General features: G+C 70.9%; 17 protein-coding genes. 8 read left to right on the top strand and 9 right to left on the bottom strand.

Going from position 1 to position 20,098, the window contains the following annotated elements:
* The first annotated feature begins 113 nt into the window (after window positions 1-113).
* From ACWCPF_RS31055 to ACWCPF_RS31045, 3 genes are all read left to right on the top strand, one after another.
* Window positions 114-1,742 (top strand): sensor histidine kinase, encoded by a 1,629-nt coding sequence (locus ACWCPF_RS31055; protein WP_451048412.1) that lies wholly within the window; start codon window positions 114-116, stop codon window positions 1,740-1,742.
* Window positions 1,739-2,434 carry a response regulator gene (locus tag ACWCPF_RS31050; protein WP_451048411.1) on the top strand — a complete coding sequence of 232 codons (696 nt, stop codon included), beginning with the start codon at window positions 1,739-1,741 and terminating at the stop codon, window positions 2,432-2,434. The genes ACWCPF_RS31055 and ACWCPF_RS31050 overlap by 4 nt, the downstream gene beginning before the upstream one ends.
* Window positions 2,435-2,699: 265 nt before the next feature.
* Window positions 2,700-3,440, top strand: a complete 741-nt coding sequence (locus tag ACWCPF_RS31045) for a helix-turn-helix domain-containing protein (protein WP_451048410.1) — start codon at window positions 2,700-2,702, stop codon at window positions 3,438-3,440.
* 26 nt (window positions 3,441-3,466) lie between these two features.
* Here the strand turns inward: ACWCPF_RS31045 and ACWCPF_RS31040 are convergent, their stop codons facing one another.
* Entirely contained in the window at window positions 3,467-4,492 is a 1,026-nt protein-coding gene (locus ACWCPF_RS31040; RefSeq protein WP_451048409.1) for an ATP-dependent 6-phosphofructokinase, read from the bottom strand.
* A gap of 184 nt (window positions 4,493-4,676) precedes the next feature.
* Here ACWCPF_RS31040 and pta point away from each other — a divergent pair, with 184 nt between their 5' ends.
* The 3 genes from pta to pyk all read left to right on the top strand — a co-directional run bounded on the left by pta (window position 4,677) and on the right by pyk (window position 9,529).
* Window positions 4,677-6,767: a phosphate acetyltransferase gene (gene pta / locus ACWCPF_RS31035; protein ID WP_451048408.1), complete on the top strand. Its 2,091-nt coding sequence runs from the start codon at window positions 4,677-4,679 to the stop codon at window positions 6,765-6,767.
* Window positions 6,764-7,969 carry an acetate kinase gene (locus ACWCPF_RS31030; RefSeq protein WP_451048407.1) on the top strand — a complete coding sequence of 402 codons (1,206 nt, stop codon included), beginning with the start codon at window positions 6,764-6,766 and terminating at the stop codon, window positions 7,967-7,969. Before pta ends, ACWCPF_RS31030 begins: the two co-directional genes overlap by 4 nt.
* A gap of 129 nt (window positions 7,970-8,098) precedes the next feature.
* A complete protein-coding gene (gene pyk, locus ACWCPF_RS31025; RefSeq protein WP_451048406.1) occupies window positions 8,099-9,529 on the top strand; it encodes a pyruvate kinase in 1,431 nt (476 codons plus the stop codon).
* Window positions 9,530-9,636: 107 nt separating this feature from the next.
* Here the strand turns inward: pyk and ACWCPF_RS31020 are convergent, their stop codons facing one another.
* From ACWCPF_RS31020 to ACWCPF_RS31005, 4 genes are all read right to left on the bottom strand, one after another.
* Window positions 9,637-10,986, bottom strand: coding sequence for a hypothetical protein (locus ACWCPF_RS31020; RefSeq protein WP_451048405.1), 1,350 nt, complete (start codon window positions 10,984-10,986; stop codon window positions 9,637-9,639).
* Entirely contained in the window at window positions 10,976-11,614 is a 639-nt protein-coding gene (locus ACWCPF_RS31015; RefSeq protein WP_451048404.1) for a DUF6114 domain-containing protein, read from the bottom strand. Before ACWCPF_RS31015 ends, ACWCPF_RS31020 begins: the two co-directional genes overlap by 11 nt.
* A gap of 132 nt (window positions 11,615-11,746) precedes the next feature.
* On the bottom strand, window positions 11,747-12,379 hold the full coding sequence (locus ACWCPF_RS31010) for a DUF6230 family protein (RefSeq protein WP_451048403.1): 633 nt from the start codon (window positions 12,377-12,379) through the stop codon (window positions 11,747-11,749).
* Window positions 12,380-13,061: 682 nt separating this feature from the next.
* Window positions 13,062-14,039 (bottom strand): tetratricopeptide repeat protein, encoded by a 978-nt coding sequence (locus tag ACWCPF_RS31005; RefSeq protein ID WP_451048402.1) that lies wholly within the window; start codon window positions 14,037-14,039, stop codon window positions 13,062-13,064.
* Window positions 14,040-14,287: 248 nt separating this feature from the next.
* Between ACWCPF_RS31005 and ACWCPF_RS31000 the strand changes: the two genes are divergently transcribed.
* Window positions 14,288-14,923, top strand: a complete 636-nt coding sequence (locus ACWCPF_RS31000) for a TetR/AcrR family transcriptional regulator (RefSeq protein WP_451048401.1) — start codon at window positions 14,288-14,290, stop codon at window positions 14,921-14,923.
* A gap of 67 nt (window positions 14,924-14,990) precedes the next feature.
* Here the strand turns inward: ACWCPF_RS31000 and ACWCPF_RS30995 are convergent, their stop codons facing one another.
* The 4 genes from ACWCPF_RS30995 to ACWCPF_RS30980 form a co-directional block, all read right to left on the bottom strand.
* On the bottom strand, window positions 14,991-16,691 hold the full coding sequence (locus tag ACWCPF_RS30995) for an acyl-CoA mutase large subunit family protein (protein WP_451048400.1): 1,701 nt from the start codon (window positions 16,689-16,691) through the stop codon (window positions 14,991-14,993).
* An 86-nt stretch (window positions 16,692-16,777) separates the two neighbouring features.
* Window positions 16,778-17,116, bottom strand: coding sequence for a DUF3817 domain-containing protein (locus ACWCPF_RS30990; RefSeq protein WP_451048399.1), 339 nt, complete (start codon window positions 17,114-17,116; stop codon window positions 16,778-16,780).
* A 63-nt stretch (window positions 17,117-17,179) separates the two neighbouring features.
* Window positions 17,180-17,689 (bottom strand): MarR family winged helix-turn-helix transcriptional regulator, encoded by a 510-nt coding sequence (locus ACWCPF_RS30985; RefSeq protein ID WP_451048398.1) that lies wholly within the window; start codon window positions 17,687-17,689, stop codon window positions 17,180-17,182.
* 11 nt (window positions 17,690-17,700) lie between these two features.
* Window positions 17,701-18,978, bottom strand: a complete 1,278-nt coding sequence (locus tag ACWCPF_RS30980; protein WP_451048397.1) for an MFS transporter — start codon at window positions 18,976-18,978, stop codon at window positions 17,701-17,703.
* Window positions 18,979-19,087: 109 nt separating this feature from the next.
* Between ACWCPF_RS30980 and ACWCPF_RS30975 the strand changes: the two genes are divergently transcribed.
* Entirely contained in the window at window positions 19,088-20,092 is a 1,005-nt protein-coding gene (locus ACWCPF_RS30975) for a DUF5937 family protein (protein WP_451048396.1), read from the top strand.
* Window positions 20,093-20,098 lie beyond the last annotated feature (6 nt).

Raw genomic sequence — 20,098 nt, 5'->3', positions numbered from 1 at the left:
TGCGGCTCACGTCCGGGGTTATGGGGGATTGCCGTGACTATCTCCCGCCCTGTGAGGCCGGTCACCCTTCCGTTCATTTAGTTCACACTTAACCTCGGGGGCACACTGACGACATGCGCATACCGTCGCTTCCCAGACCTCGCAGCCTCGCCGGCCAGCTCTTCGCCATGCAGGCGGTGCTGATAGCGGTCCTCGTGGCGGGGTACGCGCTGTTCACGTACGTCAGCGACCAGAGCCAGGCCGAGGAGGCGGCGGCCCGCCAGGCCACGGCGGTAGCCCGCTCGGTCGCCGACTCCCCCTCGGTGCGCACGGCCATAGGGACCCCGGACCCCACCGCGGTGCTCCAGCCCTACGCGCTGCGGGTCATGCGCGACACGGACGTCGACTTCGTCACGATCATGAATCCGGAGGGCATCCGCTGGACCCACCCGGACAAGACGCAGATAGGACAGCGCTTCCTCGGCAATACGGCGAAGGCCCTGAAGGGCGAGTCCTTCACCGAGACCTACACCGGCACCCTGGGCGCGTCCGTCCGCGCGGTCACCCCGATCGAGGACGACGGCAGACGCGTCGTCGGGATGGTCAGCGCGGGCATCAAGGTCGAGTCGATCACCCATCGGGTGCAGGACCAGGTGACGGCCATGCTCGGGGTGGCCGGCGGCGCGCTCGCGCTGGGCGCGATCGGCACGTATGTGATCAACGCGTCGCTGCGCCGGCACACCCATGGCATGAACGCGGCCGAGCTGAGCGCCATGCACGACTACCACCAGGCCGCGCTGCATGCGGTGCGCGAGGGACTGCTGATGCTGGACGGGCAGTACCGGGTGGCGCTGATCAACGACGGGGGCCGGGAGCTGCTGGGCGTGTCGGGCCAGGTGGTGGGCAGATCGGTGGCGGAGCTGCGCCTCCCGGCCCCGCTGACGGGCGCGCTGCTCGCCTCGGAGCCGCGGGTGGACGAGGTGCATCTGACGGCGGACCGGGTGCTGGTGGTGAACACGTCACCCGTATCGGGCGGCGAGCGCCGGGGCACGGTCGTCACCCTGCGCGATGTGACCGAACTCCAGTCCCTGATGGGCGAGTTGGACTCGGAGCGCGGCTTCACGCAGGCCCTCCGATCGCAGGCCCACGAGGCGGCGAACCGGCTGCACACGGTCGTCTCGCTGATCGAGCTGGGGCGTGCGGAGGAGGCCGTGGACTTCGCGACGGCGGAGCTGGAACTGGCCCAGGCGCTCACCGACCAGGTGGTCGCGGCGGTGAGCGAGCCCGTGCTGGCCGCCCTGCTGCTGGGCAAGACGGCGCAGGCGAACGAGCGGGGCGTGGAACTCGTCGTCTCGGAGTCGAGCGGCCTGGACGACGGCCTGCTGCCCGAGTCGCTCCCGGCCCGCGATCTGGTCACGATCCTCGGCAACCTGATCGACAACGCGGTGGACGCGGCGCAGGGCAGCATCCGGGGCCGGGTGACGGTGACGGCGTGCACGGAGGGCGACGATCTGCTGCTGCGGGTGGCGGACACCGGGGCGGGGGTCGATCCCGCGCACGCCTCGCTGGTCTTCGAACGCGGCTTCTCCACCAAACCGGCGGGGCCGGGCGGCCGGGGCCTGGGTCTGGCCCTCGTCCGGCAGGCCGTGCACCGGCACGAGGGAACACTGTCGGTGGCGGAGGCCGAGGGCGGCGGAGCCGAGTTCGTGGTACGCCTGCCGTTGCGGACCACGGCCGTGTCCGGGACTGGAGGCCGAGGATGACGAGCGAAGAGCCGATCAGAGTGCTGGTCGTGGAGGACGATCCGGTCGCCGCGGACGCCCATGTCATGTACGTCGGGCGAGTGCCGGGCTTCGTCGCGGTCGGAAAGGCGCACACCGGCGCGGAGGCCCGCCGCCTGCTGGACCGCACCCCGGTGGACCTGCTCCTGCTGGACCTGCACCTGCCCGACGCGCACGGGCTGCAGCTGGCCCGCTCGCTCCGGGCGGCCGGCTACCACGCGGACGTGATCGCGGTGACGTCGGCACGGGACCTGACGGTGGTGCGGGAGGGCGTCTCGCTGGGGGTCGTGCAGTACGTCCTCAAACCGTTCACGTTCGCGACGCTGCGCGACCGCCTGGTCCGGTACGCGGAGTTCCGTGGGGCCGCGGGCGAGGCGAGCGGCCAGGACGAGGTCGACCGCGCCCTGGCCGCACTCCGCGCACCGGGCCCGGCGGCCCTCCCGAAGGGCTTGAGCGCGCCGACGCTGGAACGGGTGACGGAGGCGGTACGGGAGGCGGCGGAGGGACTGACGGCGGCGGGCGTCGCGGAAGCGGTCGGCATCTCCCGCATCACGGCCCGCCGCTACCTGGAACACCTGATCGAGGCCGGCCGAGCAGAGCGAAAACCGCTGTACGGCCAGGTGGGAAGACCGGAACTGGTCTACCGCTGGGTAAAGGGCGCCCGCGGCCGCTGAGCAACGGGCGGTTCGCCAGCGCCCTGAAGGGGCGCGGGACGCTGACATCTGCGGCTCCGCCGCGATGGGGGTCCCCCCGCTCGAGCGCAGCCGAGAGTGGGGGAGCGACCAGCCACGACGGCGCCGCAGCAAAACGACGACACATCCCGGCACATCCTGCGGAGCGCTCAGCCCCGCCGGTTTCCCGCATCCGGGATTTCAACAATCCGTTGCCTTAGGCCAACCCGGAGTAGTCATCGCACGCCGCACCGCCTACGGTGTCCCCGTGCCCCGACCCCCGTCCCACACTCACCAGCCCGGTCCGCCCTTCAACTCGCCCGCCGCCGCCAGGCTTCGCGCGGCCCTCGGCATGGCCCCCGAGCATGTCGCCCACAGTCTTCGCTCGTCCTACGGGCTCCCCTACGCCACCCCGGATCTCGTAGTCGCCTGGGAACGCGGGATCATGACGCCCAGCAGTCCCGAACTCACCGCCCTCGCAGGCGTGTTGTGGTGTTCCCCCGCCGAACTGATCGGCAGGCCCCGCACCTTGCGCGAACACCGCATCGCCCGCGGCTTCGCCCCCGAGGACGTCGCGCGGGCCGTGGGGCACGCGTTCGCGGAGTACGCGCGGATGGAGGAGAGCGGGCAGTGGGAGGGCTCGGAGCGGCAGAGCGCGGCCCTCGCCGAACTGCTGGACCTCTCGCTGCCCGACCTGGTCACCGTCACCGGCCGCGAGGGCAGGCTCGGCGATCTGCTGCGGACCGCCGCCCGCACCCGCTGGCAGCCGTATGTGAAGCCCGTGGCCAAGCTGCTGCCGCTGGACCGGCGGCTCGTGGAGCCCGCCCTGCGGGAGCTGCATCACGTCTATCAGGGGCAGCCGGCCGCCGCCCCGCAGAACTGGTCGGGGGGCGACCCGGCCGGGTTCGCGAGCGACGTCGGCCGGGACTTCCTCGACGGGATCGTGGACGCCTTCTGGACGATCGTGCAGAACCGCGCGTCCGGGACAGGTCAGGACAGCACCGGATAGAACACGACCGGTCAGGACACCACCGGTCAGAACACCGACTCCGCCTCGTCCATGCGGTCCTTCGGGACCGTCTTCAGCTCGGTCACCGCCTCCGCCAGCGGCACCATGACCACGTCCGTTCCGCGCAGGGCCGTCATCCGCCCGAAGACGCCCCGGTGCGCCGCCTCCACCGCGTGCCAGCCGAAGCGGGTCGCCAGGACACGGTCGTACGCCGTCGGGACGCCGCCGCGCTGGATGTGGCCGAGAATGACCGGTCGGGCCTCCTTGCCGAGCCGCTTCTCCAGCTCGTAGGCCAGGGCGGTGCCGATGCCCAGGAACCGCTCGTGGCCGAACTTGTCGATCGCGCCCTTGCCGTAGTCCATGGTGCCGTCGGCCGGGTGGGCGCCTTCCGCGACGCAGATCACCGCGAACTTCTTGCCGCGGGCGAAGCGCTCCTCGACCATCTTGACCAGGTCGGCCGGGTCGAAGGGCCGCTCGGGGAGGCAGATGCCGTGCGCGCCAGCCGCCATCCCGGACTCCAGCGCGATCCAGCCGGCGTGGCGGCCCATGACCTCGACGACCATCACCCGCTGGTGGGACTCGGCCGTCGTCTTGAGGCGGTCCATCGCCTCCGTGGCGACGCCGACCGCGGTGTCGAAGCCGAACGTGCGGTCCGTCGAGGAGATGTCGTTGTCGATGGTCTTCGGGACGCCCACCACCGGCAGCCCGGCGTCCGACAGCATGCGCGCGGCCGTCAGCGTGCCCTCGCCGCCGATCGGGATGAGCGCGTCGATGCCGAAGGCCTCGATCATGTCGGAGGCGCCGTCGCAGGCCTCGCGCAGCCGGTCGCGCTCCAGCCGGGACGAGCCGAGGATGGTGCCGCCGCGGGCCAGGATGCCGCTCACCGCGTTGAGGTCGAGGACGCGGTAGCGGCCGTCGAGCAGCCCCGCGTAGCCGTCCTCGAAGCCGATGACCTCGTCGCCGTAGTTGTCGACCGCTCGGTGTACGACCGACCGGATCACTGCGTTGAGGCCTGGACAGTCGCCACCTGCGGTGAGAACTCCGATGCGCATCGTGCTGTGTCTCCTGCTCGCTGTCGATAGCCGGTGAGCCGGTATCGATTGTTTCACGCCGCCGAACGGGCCGTCGCTTGACGGGCGTCTTAACTAGGCGCAGAGGTATTGTCAAGAGGGATCTGCTCACCTAGGTGGGCGATTTTTGCGACAGGGCCAGCACATCAGCGAACGGAGAGCTCGCGTGACCCGCAGCGTGTACGTGACCGGGATCGACCGCGGCGACGGCCGCCAGGTCGTCGAGCTGGGAGTCATGGAACTCCTGACCCGGCAGGTCGACCGGGTGGGCGTGTTCCGCCCCCTGGTCCACGACGGGCCCGACCGGCTCTTCGAGCTGCTGCGCGCCCGCTACCGGCTGACGCAGGATCCGGCCACGGTCTACGGGATGGACTACCACGAGGCGTCCGCCCTCCAGGCGGAGCAGGGCGCGGACGAGCTGGTCTCGACCCTCGTCGACCGCTTCCACCTCGTCGCCCGCGACTACGACGTCGTCCTGGTCCTCGGGACGGACTACGCCGATACGCAGTTCCCCGACGAGCTGGCCCTCAACGCCCGGCTCGCGAACGAGTTCGGCGCCTCGGTGATCCCCGTGGTCGGCGGCCGCAAGCAGCCCGCGGAGTCGGTGCTCTCCGAGATCCGCAACGCCTACCGGGCCTACGAAGGCCTCGCGTGCGACGTCCTGGCCATGGTGGCGAACCGGGTGGCCCCGGAGGACCGCGACGCGATAGCCGCCGGTCTCGCCGCCCGGCTGCCCGTGCCCTGCTACGTCGTGCCCGACGAGCCCGCGCTGTCCGCGCCGACCGTCGCGCAGATCACGCACGCCCTGGGCGCGCAGGTGGTCCTCGGCGACGACTCCGGGCTGGCCCGCGACGCCCTGGACTTCGTCTTCGGCGGGGCGATGCTGCCGAACTTCCTGGACGCGCTGACCCCGGGCTGTCTGGTGGTCACCCCGGGCGACCGGGCGGACCTGGTCGTCGGCTCGCTCGCCGCGCACAGCGCCGGCACCCCGCCGATAGCCGGGGTGCTGCTCACCCTGGGCGAGGTCCCGAGCCAGGAGGTCCTCACGCTCGCCGCCCGGCTCGCCCCCGGCACCCCCGTCGTCTCGGTGCCCGGCACCAGCTTCCCCATCGCCGAACAGCTGTTCTCCCTGGAGGGCAAGCTGAACGCGGCCACCCCGCGCAAGGCCGAGACCGCGCTCGGGCTGTTCGAACGGCACGTCGACACGAGTGAGCTGCTCAAGCGGGTCTCCGCGCCCAGCACCGACCGCGTCACTCCGATGATGTTCGAGCACAAGCTCCTGGAGCAGGCCCGCTCCGACAAGCGCCGGGTCGTCCTCCCGGAGGGCACCGAGGAGCGCGTCCTGCACGCCGCCGAGGTGCTGCTGCGCCGGGGCGTGTGCGATCTCACCCTGCTCGGTCCCGTCGACCAGATCCGCAAGAAGGCCGCCGACCTGGGCATCGACCTCGGCCAGTGCCAGCTGATCGACCCGGCCACCAGCGAGCTGCGCGACCGCTTCGCCGAGCTGTACGCGGGCCTGCGCGCCCACAAGGGCGTCAGCCTGGAGCTGGCGTACGACGTCGTCTCCGACGTGAACTACTTCGGGACGCTGATGGTCGAGGAGGGCCTCGCCGACGGCATGGTCTCCGGTTCGGTGCACTCGACGGCCGCGACGATCCGGCCCGCGTTCGAGATCATCAAGACGAAGCCGGACGCCGACATCGTCTCGTCGGTCTTCTTCATGTGCCTCGCCGACAAGGTCCTCGTGTACGGCGACTGCGCGGTGAACCCGGACCCGAACGCGGAGCAACTCGCCGACATCGCCGTCCAGTCGGCCGCGACCGCCGCCCGGTTCGGGGTGGAGCCGCGGATCGCGATGCTGTCGTACTCGACGGGCACCTCCGGGTCGGGCGTCGACGTCGACAAGGTGCGCGAGGCGACCGAGCTGGTCCGCTCGCGGCGGCCCGATCTGAAGATCGAGGGGCCCATCCAGTACGACGCGGCCGTGGAGCCGAGCGTCGCCGCGACCAAGCTGCCGGGCTCCGAAGTCGCCGGCCAGGCCAGCGTGTTGATCTTCCCGGACCTCAACACGGGCAACAACACGTACAAGGCCGTACAGCGTTCGGCCGGCGCGATCGCGGTCGGGCCGGTGCTGCAGGGGCTGCGCAAGCCCGTCAACGACCTGTCCCGGGGCGCCCTCGTCCAGGACATCGTCAACACCGTCGCCATCACGGCCATCCAGGCCCAGAGCACCGAGCAGAAGGCAACCCTCCAGTGACCGGCACCCGCGTCCTCGTCCTCAACTCCGGCTCCTCGTCCGTGAAGTACCAGCTGCTCGACATGCGCGACGGCAGCCGGCTGGCGATGGGGCTCGTCGAGCGCATCGGCGAGCAGTCCTCGCGGCTGAAGCACACCCCGCTCGCCGCCGGCGGCGCGAGCCGTGAGCTGATCGGGCCGATCGCCGACCACGACGCCGCGCTGAAGGCCGTCGCGGAGGAGCTGGCGAAGGACGGGCTCGGCCTCGACTCCCCCGAACTCGCCGTCATCGGGCACCGCGTCGTGCACGGCGGGCAGAGCTTCACCGAGCCGACGGTCGTGGACGACGCCGTCCTCGCCGAGATCGAGCGGCTGATCCCGGTCGCCCCGCTGCACAACCCGGCCAACCTCACCGGCATCCGCACCGCGCAGGCGCTGCGCCCCGACCTGCCCCAGGTCGCCGTCTTCGACACCGCGTTCCACACCACGATGCCGGAGGCGGCCGCGCGTTACGCGATCGACGTGGAGACCGCCGACGCCCACCGGGTGCGGCGCTACGGCTTCCACGGGACCTCGCACGCGTATGTCTCCCGGGCGACGGCGAAGCTGCTCGGCAAGGCGCCCGAGGAGGTCAACGTCATCGTGCTGCACCTGGGCAACGGGGCGTCCGCGTCGGCGGTCGAGGGGGGTCGGTGCGTGGACACGTCCATGGGGCTCACCCCGCTGGAGGGCCTCGTCATGGGCACCCGCTCGGGGGACGTCGATCCGGCCGTCATCTTCCATTTGGCGCGCGTTGGCGGAATGTCCATCGACGAAATCGACACTCTTCTCAACAAGAAGAGCGGTCTCATCGGGCTGTGCGGTGACAACGACATGCGGGAGATCGGGCGGCGGATCGACGAGGGCGACGAGCGGGCGAAGCTCGCCTTCGACATCTACATTCACCGGCTGCGGAAGTACATCGGCGCCTATTACGCCGTACTCGGTCGGGTGGACGCGGTCGCGTTCACGGCCGGGGTCGGGGAGAACGCGGCGCCGGTGCGGGCGGCGGCCGTGGCGGGGCTGGACGCGCTGGGCCTGGCGGTGGACGGCGCGCTCAACGCCCTACGGAGCGATCAGCCGCGGCTGATCTCGCCGGCCGGCGCGCGGGTGGCGGTCGCCGTGGTGCCGACCGACGAGGAACTGGAGATCGCCGCACAGGCCTACGCCTTGGTGCGGCGGTAATGATTTGCGGCTCCGCCGCGAGGCAACCGACAGGTAACCGACGAGGAAAGCAACTGAGCACCTGTGCACTCATTTGCTCTTCCACCAGACGGAATATTCCGTAGCGAAACAAACCGATAGGATCGCCCCATGCGCCGTTCGAAAATCGTCTGTACTCTCGGCCCCGCGGTCGACTCCCACGAAATGCTCGTGTCCCTGATCGAAGCCGGTATGAATGTGGCCCGCTTCAACTTCAGCCACGGCACGCACGCCGAGCACCAGGGCCGGTACGACCGGGTCCGGGCCGCCGCCAAGGAGACCGGCCGGGCCGTCGGCGTCCTCGCCGACCTCCAGGGCCCGAAGATCCGCCTCGAGACCTTCGCGGAGGGTCCCGTGGAGCTGGTGCGCGGTGACGAGTTCACCATCACCACCGAGGACGTCCCCGGCGACAAGACGATCTGCGGCACGACGTACAAGGGCCTGACCGGCGACGTCTCGCGCGGCGACCAGATCCTGATCAACGACGGCAACGTCGAGCTGAAGGTCCTGGACGTCGAGGGCTCGCGGGTGAAGACGATCGTCATCGAGGGCGGCGTCATCTCCGACCACAAGGGCATCAACCTGCCCGGCGCGGCCGTCAACGTGCCCGCGCTGAGCGAGAAGGACATCGAGGACCTGCGGTTCGCGCTGCGCATGGGCGCCGACCTGGTCGCCCTGTCCTTCGTCCGGGACGCCTCGGACGTCGCCGACGTCCACAAGGTCATGGACGAGGAGGGCCGCCGGGTCCCCGTCATCGCCAAGGTGGAGAAGCCGCAGGCGGTGGAGAACATGGAGGACGTCGTGATGGCGTTCGACGGTGTGATGGTCGCGCGTGGCGACCTCGCCGTCGAGTACCCGCTGGAGCGGGTCCCCATGGTGCAGAAGCGGCTCATCGAGCTGTGCCGGCGCAACGCCAAGCCGGTGATCGTGGCGACCCAGATGATGGAGTCGATGATCACCAACTCCCGTCCGACCCGCGCCGAGGCCTCCGATGTGGCCAACGCGATCCTGGACGGCGCGGACGCGGTCATGCTGTCCGCCGAGTCGAGCGTGGGCGCCTACCCGATCGAGACCGTCAAGACGATGTCGAAGATCGTCACCGCGGCCGAGCAGGAACTGCTCGGCAAGGGGCTGCAGCCGCTCGTGCCGGGCAAGAAGCCGCGTACGCAGGGCGGTTCGATCGCCCGTGCCGCGTGTGAGATCTCCGACTTCCTGGGCGGCCGGGGCCTGGTGGCGTTCACCCAGTCCGGCGACACCGCCCGCCGGCTGTCCCGCTACCGCGCGTCCCAGCCGATCATCGCCTTCACCACCGACGAGAACACCCGCAACCAGCTGACGCTCAGCTGGGGCGTGGAGTCGCACGTCGTGCCGTTCGTGAACAGCACCGACGAAATGGTCGACATGGTCGACCAGGAGATCGCCAAGATCAACCGCTTCAACCCGGGCGAGATCGTCATCATCACCGCCGGCTCGCCCCCCGGCGTCCCCGGCACCACCAACATGCTGCGCGTCCACCACCTCGGCGGCGGCGCCCGCGACTGAACGACCGGCCCCGGTGAGGGGCTCGTACGGCGCTGAGGGCGCCCCCCTGCGGACAGGGGGGCGCCCTCAGCGCTTTTCTGCGGCTCCCGAACGGGTCTTGGGGGTGCTCAGCCGGCCGTCGTGAACTGGTGGAGGCCGGGCACGGTCAGCGTGCCGCCGAGCTGGCCCGCCTGCTGCACCTTCACATTGGTGAAGTAGATCAGCGGGATGTTGAGCGGCGGCGGGTCCTCCGGGGTGAACGTGACCGGGATCAGGCCGAACAGGTTGCCGGAGATGCTCTCCGTGTACATGATCGTGTCGCCGTCACGGATGGTGGACGTGGTGCCCTTGCCCGCCTGCACGTGGTACGTCTTGCCGGACTGCTTGTCGGCCACCGTCTGGTGCAGATCGCCGATGTCGGTCCCGTCGGAGATGACGTACTTCAGGACCTCCTTGACGGTCCCGTTGGCGGTCTTCACCTTGACGATGCCCTGGTAGTCGGCGCCCTTGAGGAGCAGCGAGCTGGCGTTCAGGAACCAGGGGTCGTCGGGCAGCCTGATCTTGTTGTCGATGCCGCTCTCGTCCTCGGTGGCGACGGGGCAGTCGTCGACGTCCGTGCCGGCGCTCTCCGAGGGGCTCGGCGAGGCCGTGGCGTCGTCGGCGGCCTCCTCCGTGTCCTCTTCGGTGTCCTTCGCCGTCTCCTCGGTCGTCTCGACGGTGTCCTTCACCTCGTCGGTGACGGCGTCGGTGGTGTCCTTGGACGGGTCCGAGCCCGAGCCGGACGAGCCGGAACCCGGATCGGTCGTCGAGTCACCGGCGGAGGCCGAGGCCGACGCCGAGGCGGATGCCGAGGGCGACGGGCTCGAACCGGCCGTCGCGTCGTCGGAGCCGCTGCCGTCGAAGAGGTCGGTGATGGCGTCGCCGATGGTCTCCAGGACGTTCTTGCTCGTCTCGGTGTCCGTCGGCTCGTCGGTCGTCGTGTCGCCGGACGTCGTCGACGTCGAGGACGAGGAGGACGCCGACGGGGAGGGCTCGGCCGTGTCGCCGGAACCTGAATCCGACGAGGGCGAGTCATCCGTGCCGCCCGCGTTGCCCGACGTGTCCTTGGAGTCGTCCGTGGACGTGTCCGTGGACTCGTCGGCGGACGGCTCGGCGGACTCGGTCGCGCTCTCCGAGACGGAGGGCGACGGCGAGGCCGACGCGGAGGCGTCCGCGTCGTCCAGGGCCGCCAGGCAGTCCTTGTACTCGTCGATCGTGAGGCTCTTCGACGTCGGCTGGTCCTCTGCGTTGGCGAGGGTGGGTGTGAAGCCCATCCCCATCAGCACCGCCGTCGGCATGGCCGCCAGGGCTATCGCCTTGCCGGCCGGCATGTGGAACCTGGTGAAGAGCGGCTTCTTCGGTGCCGCGTGCCGCGGTCCGGTGGTTCTCACGCGGGCAGCGTCCACATCGCTCCCGGTGGAAACCTCGTCAGCCGGCACTGTGCCTCCCGTTCGCCCCGTTGGCCGGGCTCGTTCCTGACAGATCGTGCAGTTCGTGCGGCTCGCCCGGTCCGTCGTCGTCCTTGGTGAAGGACGGCTTCCCGGTCGGGGCGGGGCCCGTGCTGTACGGGTTCTCGGTGAGGTCGCCCGGCGCGGCGGGGGCCTCGGGGAACGCGCCTTCGGGGGCGTCCGAGGCGCCCGCGCCCTGCTCCGGCGCCGGTGCCGGCGCGGGCGGCGTGCCCGGTGCCCAGGAGACGGCCATCGCACCGCCGATCAGCGCGAGCAGGAAGCCGATGAGGAAACCGCCCAGGTTGGAGACGGGGATGGACACCAGCCCCAACAGGATCGCCGCGACACCCGCGAAGGTCTGTACGTGCTTCTGAAACCACAGGCTGACGCCCAGCACACCCAGCAGCACGCCGATGATCAGGGACCCGGCGCCCGCGGTGGTCGCCATCGCCAGCGTCAGGTGGCCCACCTGGAGGTGCGCGTACGGGAAGTAGGCGATGGGAAGTCCGCTGAGAAGGACGAACAGACCGGCCCAGAACGGCCGCGTACCTCGCCAGGCGCGGAACTGCTGCCTCCGGCGGGTGAACTGGCCGGGGGCGACAGGGGTCTCGGCGCTCATGGAAAACAGCTCCCTGGTGCGGCTTTGCTGTGGTGGTGAGTTGTACTGCGGGTGGAGGCCCGGGCGGTGAACGCCCGGGCTCCAACTGGACGGGCGGGGGCGCCACCGGCTCCCCCGCCCGTCAGAGAGTGCTTAGTAGCACTCCTTGACACCCGTCGACAGCGACATCTTCAGGCCGCTGAGCTTGAAGGTTCCGGCGGTGGTGGCCCACGCCGTCTGCTTCACGTCGGTCAGCGTGGCGGAGTCCGCCTGCTGGGCGAACCCGTACGGGTTGGCCGTGTCACCGCTCTTGAGGCCCGGACCCTTGCTGGCGTCCTTGGCGGCCACACCGATGTCGATGCCCCTGAAGACGGCGTTCGCCTGCAGGTCCTCGACGTCGATGTACAGGTTCTCGGCCTCGACCGGAGTACCTTCGCCACCGGCCTTCAGCTGAAGGCTGACCGAACCGAGCAGCGGGATGTTCGGGGTGACCACGGACTGGCACATGTTCGTGATCGTGGCGCTCTTGAACGCCGAGACGGCGACGGCGTGCGCCGTCTTCTTGCCGTCGAGGGTGTAACCCGTGTCGATCGCGCCGTACTGCGAGAAGCCCGTGCCGTCGAGCTTGTCGGCCGTGACCTTGAACGACTGCCCCGACACGCTGAACGACGCGGCGAGCGCGCCCTGCGCGAGGGCGACGCCTATGCACGCCGTCGCGGCCACGCTGGGCACCATGACGACGGCGAACCGCTTCCATCTGGTCCCGCCACGCACCTGGGACTCCATATTTCCTCCTTCTCGGACGTACATCTCCTGGTCCCGACTCGCCCCCGATCGCGGCGGCTCAGACGGGCAGGGATGGGAGAAGTGCTACGTCCTCGGGAAGGGGAGCGCCCGTCCCGGAGGCGCGAACCGCGCACCGATCACCGGCGATCACCCCCGAGCGACAACCACTGGTCGCGCCTGACACGCATCACGCACAACCTTGCCGGGCAGGCTTCGCCACAGCGAAGACCCCCCTGCCCAAGGGCCGACGTCACTGTCGTCGTCCCTGCTCGGTGGGGACCCTGGAAAACCCGTTGACCCAACCGGCTGTCGGGGTACGGGTTCGGACCGAGCGTGGCCGATCGTGGTGCATTCTCGCGGCTCGCACAAGGGGGTTCGTTACTGGCTAGTAACGGCCGGATAACCGAACAACGACCCACAGGTCTCGACCGGCGACGCAGGGTGTCAAACCCGCCCAGGACAAAGCTGTTGATCGCTGGACAGAGTCCGACAGATCGGCGACCTTGTCTTACTTGCAGTAACAGCGGCCGCGATTACCAAGATTTGGTAAAGCGCGGCCGCACGGGAACCACTTCGGCAGAACTTTCACACCGGCAACACGGGCCCCGACGTTTAGCGACTGGTCAGAACCCGCGCTTCCGGCCACCCCGACGACCGGACCGGCCGGACCGGCCCGTCCGGGTCAGAACAGTGCGCGGGCCAACGCCCGTCGGGCCCCCGCCACTCGCGGATCCTCCGGACCGACCACTTCGAACAGCTCCAGCAGCCGCAGCCGTACGGCGTCCCGGTCGGCACCGGCCGTGCGCCGCACGGTGTCGATGAGCCGCCCGAACGCGTCCTCGACATGACCGCCCACCAGATCCAGGTCGGCGGCGGCGATCTGCGCGGCGGAGTCCGCCGGCCGCTCCGCCGCGTCCTTCCGTACCTGCTGCGGATCCATGCCGCCCACCCGCTCGAGCAACTCGGCCTGCGCGAGTCCGAGTTCCGCCTCGCTGTTGCCCGGGTCGTCGGCGAGCACGTTCTTGTAGGCCTGCACCGCGCCGGCGAAGTCCCCGGCGTCCAGCGCCCGTACGGCGGCTTCGAGCAGCGCGTCGTACGGACCGGCCTGCTCCACCGCCGCCTCCTGCGGCGCGGCGCCCGGCTCGGCGTCGGGGTCGACCGTCAGGCCGGTGAGCCCGAACCGCTGCTCGGCGACCTGGATCAGCTGGTCGAGGGTCTGTCGGATCTGCGCCTCACCGGCGGCCCCCTGGAAGAGCGGCAGCGCCTGCCCGGCGACGACCGCGAACACTGCCGGGATGCCCTGCACCCCGAACTGCTGCATCAGCATCTGATTGGCGTCGACGTCGATCTTGGCGAGCAGGAAGCGGCCGTCGTACTCGACGGCGAGCCGCTCCAGGACGGGGCTCAGCTGCTTGCAGGGCTGACACCACTCCGCCCAGAAGTCGATGACGACGGGCACCTCGGCGGACCTCTGCAGGACCTCCTGCTCGAACCCCGCCTCATCGACGTCGATGACGAGATCGGCCGGGGAGACGGCCCCCGCGCCGCCCTGCCTGGCCGCTTCGGCGCGCGTCTGCTCCGCCTTCGCCTTGGCCTCCTGGGCCGCCTTCACCGCGGCGAGGTCGACGACTCCGCTCATGGACATGTTCCGTGGCTGCATGCGTCTATCCTCCCCCGTCCGCGCGCCTGCGTGAAAAGCGATCCGAATACATCCCGAACTACGCCCCGAACATCCCGAACACAAGCGCCCGGGTCCCCACCCGCGCCCTGCCGGGCCCGGCCCGTGTACGTCCGTCACGGGCTTTCGCTACGAGTCGTAGCGTAATGGCACCGAGTGCCTGCGCAACACCGCTACCAGGTGATCTCCCTCACCGGAGGTCGGACAAAACCTGCGGTTATGGTCTGGGGATGCAGATCCGCACCCCCGCCTGTCGCACCGGCCGCACGGGCCGGCCGCGCAGTGCCGCCGCGGACACCGCGATCCTGGCCGCGACCCGGCAGGCACTGGTCGAACTGGGCTGGTCGAAGCTGACCCTGGGGGACGTGGCGACGCGCGCCGGGGTCGCCAAGACGACCCTCTACCGGCGCTGGGCCGGCAAGAACGAACTGGTCGTCGACGCCGTCGCAGAGCTCTTCGGCGAACTCGAACTCCCCGACCGCGGCAGCCTCGCCGCGGACATCGAGGGCGTGGTCCTGCAGTTCGCGGCGATCCTGGCCCGCCCGGAGGCGAAGAGCGGCCTGATGGCGGCCGTCGCCGAGTCCACCCGCGACGACGCCCTGCGCGAACGCATCCGGGCCTCCATCGTCGATCCGCAGAAGGACCTGGTCCTGGAGGGCCGCGCCCGGGCCCAGGCCCGCGGCGAACTCCCCCCGGAGACGGACACGGCCGAGGCCGCCCGCACGGTCGACCTCATCTTCGACGTGGTGGCGGGCGCGGTGGTGCACCGCACCCTGGTCAGCGCGGAACCGGCGGACGAGGAGTGGGTACGAAGCTTCACGCGGCTCCTGCTGACAGGCCTCATCGTCAGCCCACCCGACAACTGATCCTCTTCAGCCCGCCCGGCGAGTAGTTCTCTTCAGCCCGTCCGGCGCTTGAGGACAAAAAAGGGGATCAGAACCCCGGGGGCTCGGTGTACACCCCCCACTCGTCCCGCAGCGCCCCGCAGATCTCCCCCAGCGTCGCCTCCGCCCGCGCAGCGACCAGCATCGGCCCGATCATGTTGGAGCCGTCCCGGGCGGCGCTCAGCATCGCATCGAGCGCCCCCCGCACGGCGGCCTCGTCGCGGGCGGCCTTGCGCGCCCCCAACTCCCGCACCTGCTCGCGCTCCACCTCATGGCTGACGCGCAGAATCTCCAGGTCCCCGGTCACCGAGCCGGTGTGCGCGTTGACGCCGACGACCCGCTTCTCGCCCTTCTCCAGGGACTGCTGATACCGGAACGCCGACTCCGCGATCTCCCCCGTGAACCAGCCGTCCTCGATGCCCCGCAGGATCCCGGAGGTGATCGGCCCGATGGGGTGCCGTCCGTCGGGGTGGGCGCGCAGCCCGCGTTCCCTGATCTGCTCGAAGACGGCCTCCGCGGCGGCCTCGATCCGGTCCGTCAGCTGCTCGACGTACCAGGAACCGCCCAGCGGGTCCGCCACGCTCGCGACGCCGGTCTCCTCCATCAGCACCTGCTGGGTGCGCAGCGCGATCTCGGCGGCCTGCTCGCTCGGCAGGGCGAGGGTCTCGTCGAGGGCGTTGGTGTGCAGCGAGTTGGTCCCGCCGAGGACCGCCGCGAGCGCCTCCACCGCCGTCCGCACCACGTTGTTGTACGGCTGCTGGGCGGTCAGCGAGACGCCGGCGGTCTGGGTGTGGAACCGCAGCCACTGCGCCTTTTCGGACTTCGCGCCGTAGACGTCCCGCAGCCGGCGTGCCCAGATGCGGCGCGCCGCGCGGAACTTGGCGATCTCCTCGAAGAAATCGACGTGCGCGTCGAAGAAGAAGGAGAGGCCGGGGGCGAACACGTCCACGTCCAGCCCACGGCTCAGCCCGAGTTCCACGTACCCGAAGCCGTCCGCCAGCGTGTAGGCAAGCTCCTGCGCGGCCGTGGCTCCGGCCTCCCGGATGTGGTAACCGGAGACGGACAGCGGCTTGTAGGCGGGAATGCCGGCCGCGCAGTACTCCATGAGGTCGCCGATGAGCCGCAGATGGGGCTCCGGCCGGAAGAGCCACTCCTTCTGCGCGATGTACTCCTTGAAGATGTCGGTCTGGAGCGTGCCGTTGAGCACCGCCGGATCCACGCCCTGCCGTTCGGCGGCGACGAGGTACATGCAGAAGGCGGGCACGGCCGGTCCGCTGATCGTCATGGACGTCGTGACCTCGCCCAGCGGGATGTCCTTGAACAGGACCTCCATGTCGGCGGCCGAGTCGACGGCGACCCCGCAGTGGCCGACCTCGCCCAGCGAGCGGGGATCGTCGGAGTCGCGGCCCATCAGGGTGGGCATGTCGAACGCCACGGACAGCCCCCCGCCGCCGTTGGCGAGGATCTTCTTGTAGCGCTCGTTGGTCTGCTCGGCGTTGCCGAACCCGGCGAACTGGCGGATGGTCCAGCTGCGCCCCCGGTAGCCGGTCGCGTACAGCCCGCGCGTGAAGGGGTACTCCCCCGGCCACCCGATCCGCTCGAAGCCGTCGTAGACATCGCCCGCCCGCGGCCCGTACACCGGCTCGACGGAGTCTCCGGAGAGCGTGCTGAAGTCGGCCTCGCGCTTGCGTGCCGCGTCGTACCGGGCCTGCCAGCGGCGACGGCCCTCTTCGATGGCGTCAGCGTCCATGTCCCCAATTTACTAGGACGTCCTAGTAAACCGCGACAGCTGACCGCCGTACGTGTGTACGTACGGCGGCGGTCCCGGCGTCGGGGTTACGCCTTGGCGGGCACGGGGGCCGCGTCCACGACCTTGGCCTCCAGCTCGCGGGTGATCTTCCGCTCGACGAAGAAGGCGGCCGTCGGGATCGTCCCGGCCAGCAGCACGCGCACCTGACGGGACACCGGCCACTTCGCCTTGGAGCCCAGGTCGAAGGCGAAGACGAGATACAGGACGTACAGCCAGCCGTGCGCGATGGAGACGACGCGGGTGAAGTCGGCGGCGCCGTCGACGTCCATGGCGTACTTGGCGACCATGCCCAGGCACAGCAGGATCAGCAGCACACCGGTGACGTAGGCCATGACGCGGTAGCGGGTCAGCACGCTTTTCTTCATGCCGTCGAGCGTAACGACCCGTTCCGGAAGATCTTGCCCCGGGTCACCGCTGCGGGATCCGGGTCACTCCTCGTCGAAATCGCTCGCCGCGACCCGCAGCGGCCGCAGCATCGCGAAGATCTCCCCGCACTCCTCCGCGTCGTACACCCCGAGCCCGAAGTCCATCGCCATCAGGTCCCGGGTCGCCGCCTCGACGACCTCGCGGCCCTTGTCGGTGATGACGGCGAGGGTGCCGCGCCCGTCGTTGGGGTTGGGGCGCCGGGCGACCAGGCCCGACTTCACCAGCCGGTCCACGGTGTTCGTCACCGAGGTGGGGTGCACCTGGAGCCGCTCGCCGATCTTCGACATGGTCAGCTCCCCCTCCTTGGAGAACGTGAGCAGCACCAGCGCCTCGTAGCGTGCGAACGTCAGACCGTACGGCTTGACCACGGCGTCCACCTCGGCGAGCAGGATCTGGTGCGCGCGCATGATCGAAGTGATCGCGGCCATGGACGGCACCTGCCCCCAGCGCTGCTTCCAGAGCTCGTCGGCACGGGCGATGGGGTCGAAGGGGAGACTGGGCGGTTTCGGCACGCTTACAGACCTTACCGGCCGGTCATATCGGGGTCAGCACCGTCTCGGCCCTCGGTCCGCCGCACCTCCCGGGCCGCCAGCACACACACCGCGGTCCCCAGCACACCCGCCCCCGTGACCGCCCCCGCGACGCCCACGAGTTCGGCGGCCAGCCCCGCCAGAGCCATGCCGACGCCCTGGAGCGTCATGAGCCCGGCCGTGAGCAGCGTCATCGCCCGGCCGCGCAGTTCCTCGGGCACGTCCCGGACGATCCACTGGTCGAGGCCGAGGGTGTACGCCGACCCGGCGCCCGCGACCAGCAGCAGGAGCAGCGAGACCGCGAGGCCGGGGTGGAGGGCGTAGCCGAGGTAGGGCAGCAGGGTCACACAGACGAGCGGAAGGGCGATGCGCTCGCGGGTGACGGGGCGCAGCCGCGACCCGGCGTACAGCTCGCCGGCGATCGTGCCGACCGGCAGCGCGCACATCAGCAGGCCCAGCCCGGCCGGGCCGACGCCGAGGTCGTCGGCGTACGGCGCCGACAGCGCCTCCGGGGCGACGGCGAACGTCGGCGGCAGCCAGCAGAGCAGCAGCAGCGCCCTGGTGCGCCGGTCGGCGAGGACCCGCCGGGCCCCCCGGAGGGAGTCCGTGACCAGCGCCCCGCCGGTGCGGGTCCGGGCGGGGCGGCGGCGGGTGCCCAGGCGCAGCAGGAGGGCCGAGACGAGGAAGGTGCCGACGGTGATCAGGAGGGCCTGGCGCGGGGAGGCGACGGTGAGCAGCACCCCGCCGAGGCCGAAGCCGACGAGCAGCGCGCTCTGCGCGGTGATGCGCAGCAGGGAGCGGCCGAGGACGAACAGGTCGCCGTCGCCGAGGATGTCCGCGAGGGTGGCCATCCGGGTGCCCGCGAAGATCGGCGAGACGACGGCGAGGCAGCAGCGCAGGGCCAGCAGGAGGGCGAGGGGCGCGCCCGGGGCCGTCATCGGGAGCACGCACACCGCGCACACCAGGTCGCAGCCGACGAGCACGCGCCGGGCCGGGTAGCGGTCGGCGACCCCGGCGAGCAGGGTGCCGCCGACGACGTAGGGCAGGAAGCCGACGGCCCAGGCCAGGGCGCTCAGCAGGGGTGAGCCGGTCAGGTCGTAGACGAGTACGGACAGCGCGATCTCGGCGACGATCACGCCGAGCATGGACAGCAGATGGGCGGCGAAGACGGCCCGGAACTCGCGCACGGCGAAGACCCGGCGGTAGCCCGCGGGCGTGGCGTCGGTGGGGGCGGTCGGGACCGTCTCGGCTTCTGACACGGCTTCTGGCATGGGCAGCAGCGTGCTCGGGCACGGGCCCGCCCCCTAGAGTTTCGGGCACAGCCGAATGTTCGGATGGCCGGCGCGATGTTCGGGAGCGTCCGCGAGGAGGGGTGGGGACATGCCGTCGCAGCTGCATTTCGGGGAGGACGACTTCCTGCGCTGCCGCTTCGCCGTGTCCCCGCTGTGGGAGACGCAGGAGGTCGCGCGCACCCTCAAGCGGCCCGACCGGCACGGCTACCACGCACCGTGGCTGCGCCGGATCCGGACGGCGGCCGAGGCGCTCGACCTGAGCGGTCTGTGGCTGCTGATGCCGCGCCGGGGCCACTCCCCCGACTGGCTGTGCCCGCCGCCGATCGGGCCCGTGGCCGGTTTCGAGGAGGAGCTCGCTGCGGTCCGGGCCGCCGATCCGCGGGCCGCCCGGGCGGACAGCGCCCGTTCGCTCGCGGACACCCCCGGCGCGCTGGACTCGGCGCGGGGGCGGGCCTGGCTGGCGGATCCGCAGCGGATGATCCAGGAGGTGACCGCTGTGCTGGAGGAGGTCTGGCACACCCTCCTCGCACCGGACTGGACGCGGCTGCGCGCCCTGCTGGAGGCGGACGTCGCCTTCCACTCGCGCCGGCTGGCCGAGGTGGGGCTGGGCGGGCTGCTGCCGGAGATCGACCGGCGGTGCGGCTGGCGGGCGGGGACGCTGACCGTCGCCTCGAAGGGCGAGCACGAGCGGCATCTGGGCGGGCAGGGGCTGGTGCTGATGCCGAGCGTGTTCTCGTGGCCGGACGTGGTCAGCGACTTCGCCCCTCCCTGGCAGCCGACGCTGGTCTATCCCGCGCGCGGGATCGCCGGCCTGTGGTCGGATCCGGCCGACGGCTCCCCCGAGAACCTCGTACGGCTGCTGGGCCGGGGCCGGGCCGCCGTGCTCGGCGCGCTGGACGACCCGGCGACCACCTCCGCCCTCGCCCACCGCCTCGGCCTCGCCCCGTCCTCGGTGTCCGCGCATCTGACGGTGCTGCGCGACTCCGGCCTGCTGGTGTCCCGGCGCTACGGCCACCAGGTGCACTACGAGCGGACGCCGCTGGGCATCGCGCTGGTGTCCGGCGGCGCCCGCCCGCCGGACGCCGGTCAGTAGAGGCTG

This window comes from Streptomyces sp. NPDC001858 (genome assembly GCF_053594615.1).
Note: the sequence above shows the minus strand (reverse complement) of the source record. Positions and strands in the feature narration are given on the sequence as shown.

Bases quoted from the DNA above. Each gene is read 5' to 3' on its own strand.
- ACWCPF_RS31055 (WP_451048412.1), top strand. From the start codon at position 114: ATGCGCATACCGTCGCTTCCCAGACCTCGCAGCCTCGCCGGCCAGCTC.
- ACWCPF_RS31050 (WP_451048411.1), top strand. From the start codon at position 1,739: ATGACGAGCGAAGAGCCGATCAGAGTGCTGGTCGTGGAGGACGATCCG.
- ACWCPF_RS31040 (WP_451048409.1), bottom strand. From the start codon at position 4,492: ATGCGCATCGGAGTTCTCACCGCAGGTGGCGACTGTCCAGGCCTCAAC.
- pyk (WP_451048406.1), top strand. From the start codon at position 8,099: ATGCGCCGTTCGAAAATCGTCTGTACTCTCGGCCCCGCGGTCGACTCC.
- ACWCPF_RS31015 (WP_451048404.1), bottom strand. From the start codon at position 11,614: ATGAGCGCCGAGACCCCTGTCGCCCCCGGCCAGTTCACCCGCCGGAGG.
- ACWCPF_RS31010 (WP_451048403.1), bottom strand. From the start codon at position 12,379: ATGGAGTCCCAGGTGCGTGGCGGGACCAGATGGAAGCGGTTCGCCGTC.
- ACWCPF_RS31005 (WP_451048402.1), bottom strand. From the start codon at position 14,039: ATGCAGCCACGGAACATGTCCATGAGCGGAGTCGTCGACCTCGCCGCG.
- ACWCPF_RS31000 (WP_451048401.1), top strand. From the start codon at position 14,288: ATGCAGATCCGCACCCCCGCCTGTCGCACCGGCCGCACGGGCCGGCCG.
- ACWCPF_RS30995 (WP_451048400.1), bottom strand. From the start codon at position 16,691: ATGGACGCTGACGCCATCGAAGAGGGCCGTCGCCGCTGGCAGGCCCGG.
- ACWCPF_RS30990 (WP_451048399.1), bottom strand. From the start codon at position 17,116: ATGAAGAAAAGCGTGCTGACCCGCTACCGCGTCATGGCCTACGTCACC.
- ACWCPF_RS30980 (WP_451048397.1), bottom strand. From the start codon at position 18,978: ATGCCAGAAGCCGTGTCAGAAGCCGAGACGGTCCCGACCGCCCCCACC.
- ACWCPF_RS30975 (WP_451048396.1), top strand. From the start codon at position 19,088: ATGCCGTCGCAGCTGCATTTCGGGGAGGACGACTTCCTGCGCTGCCGC.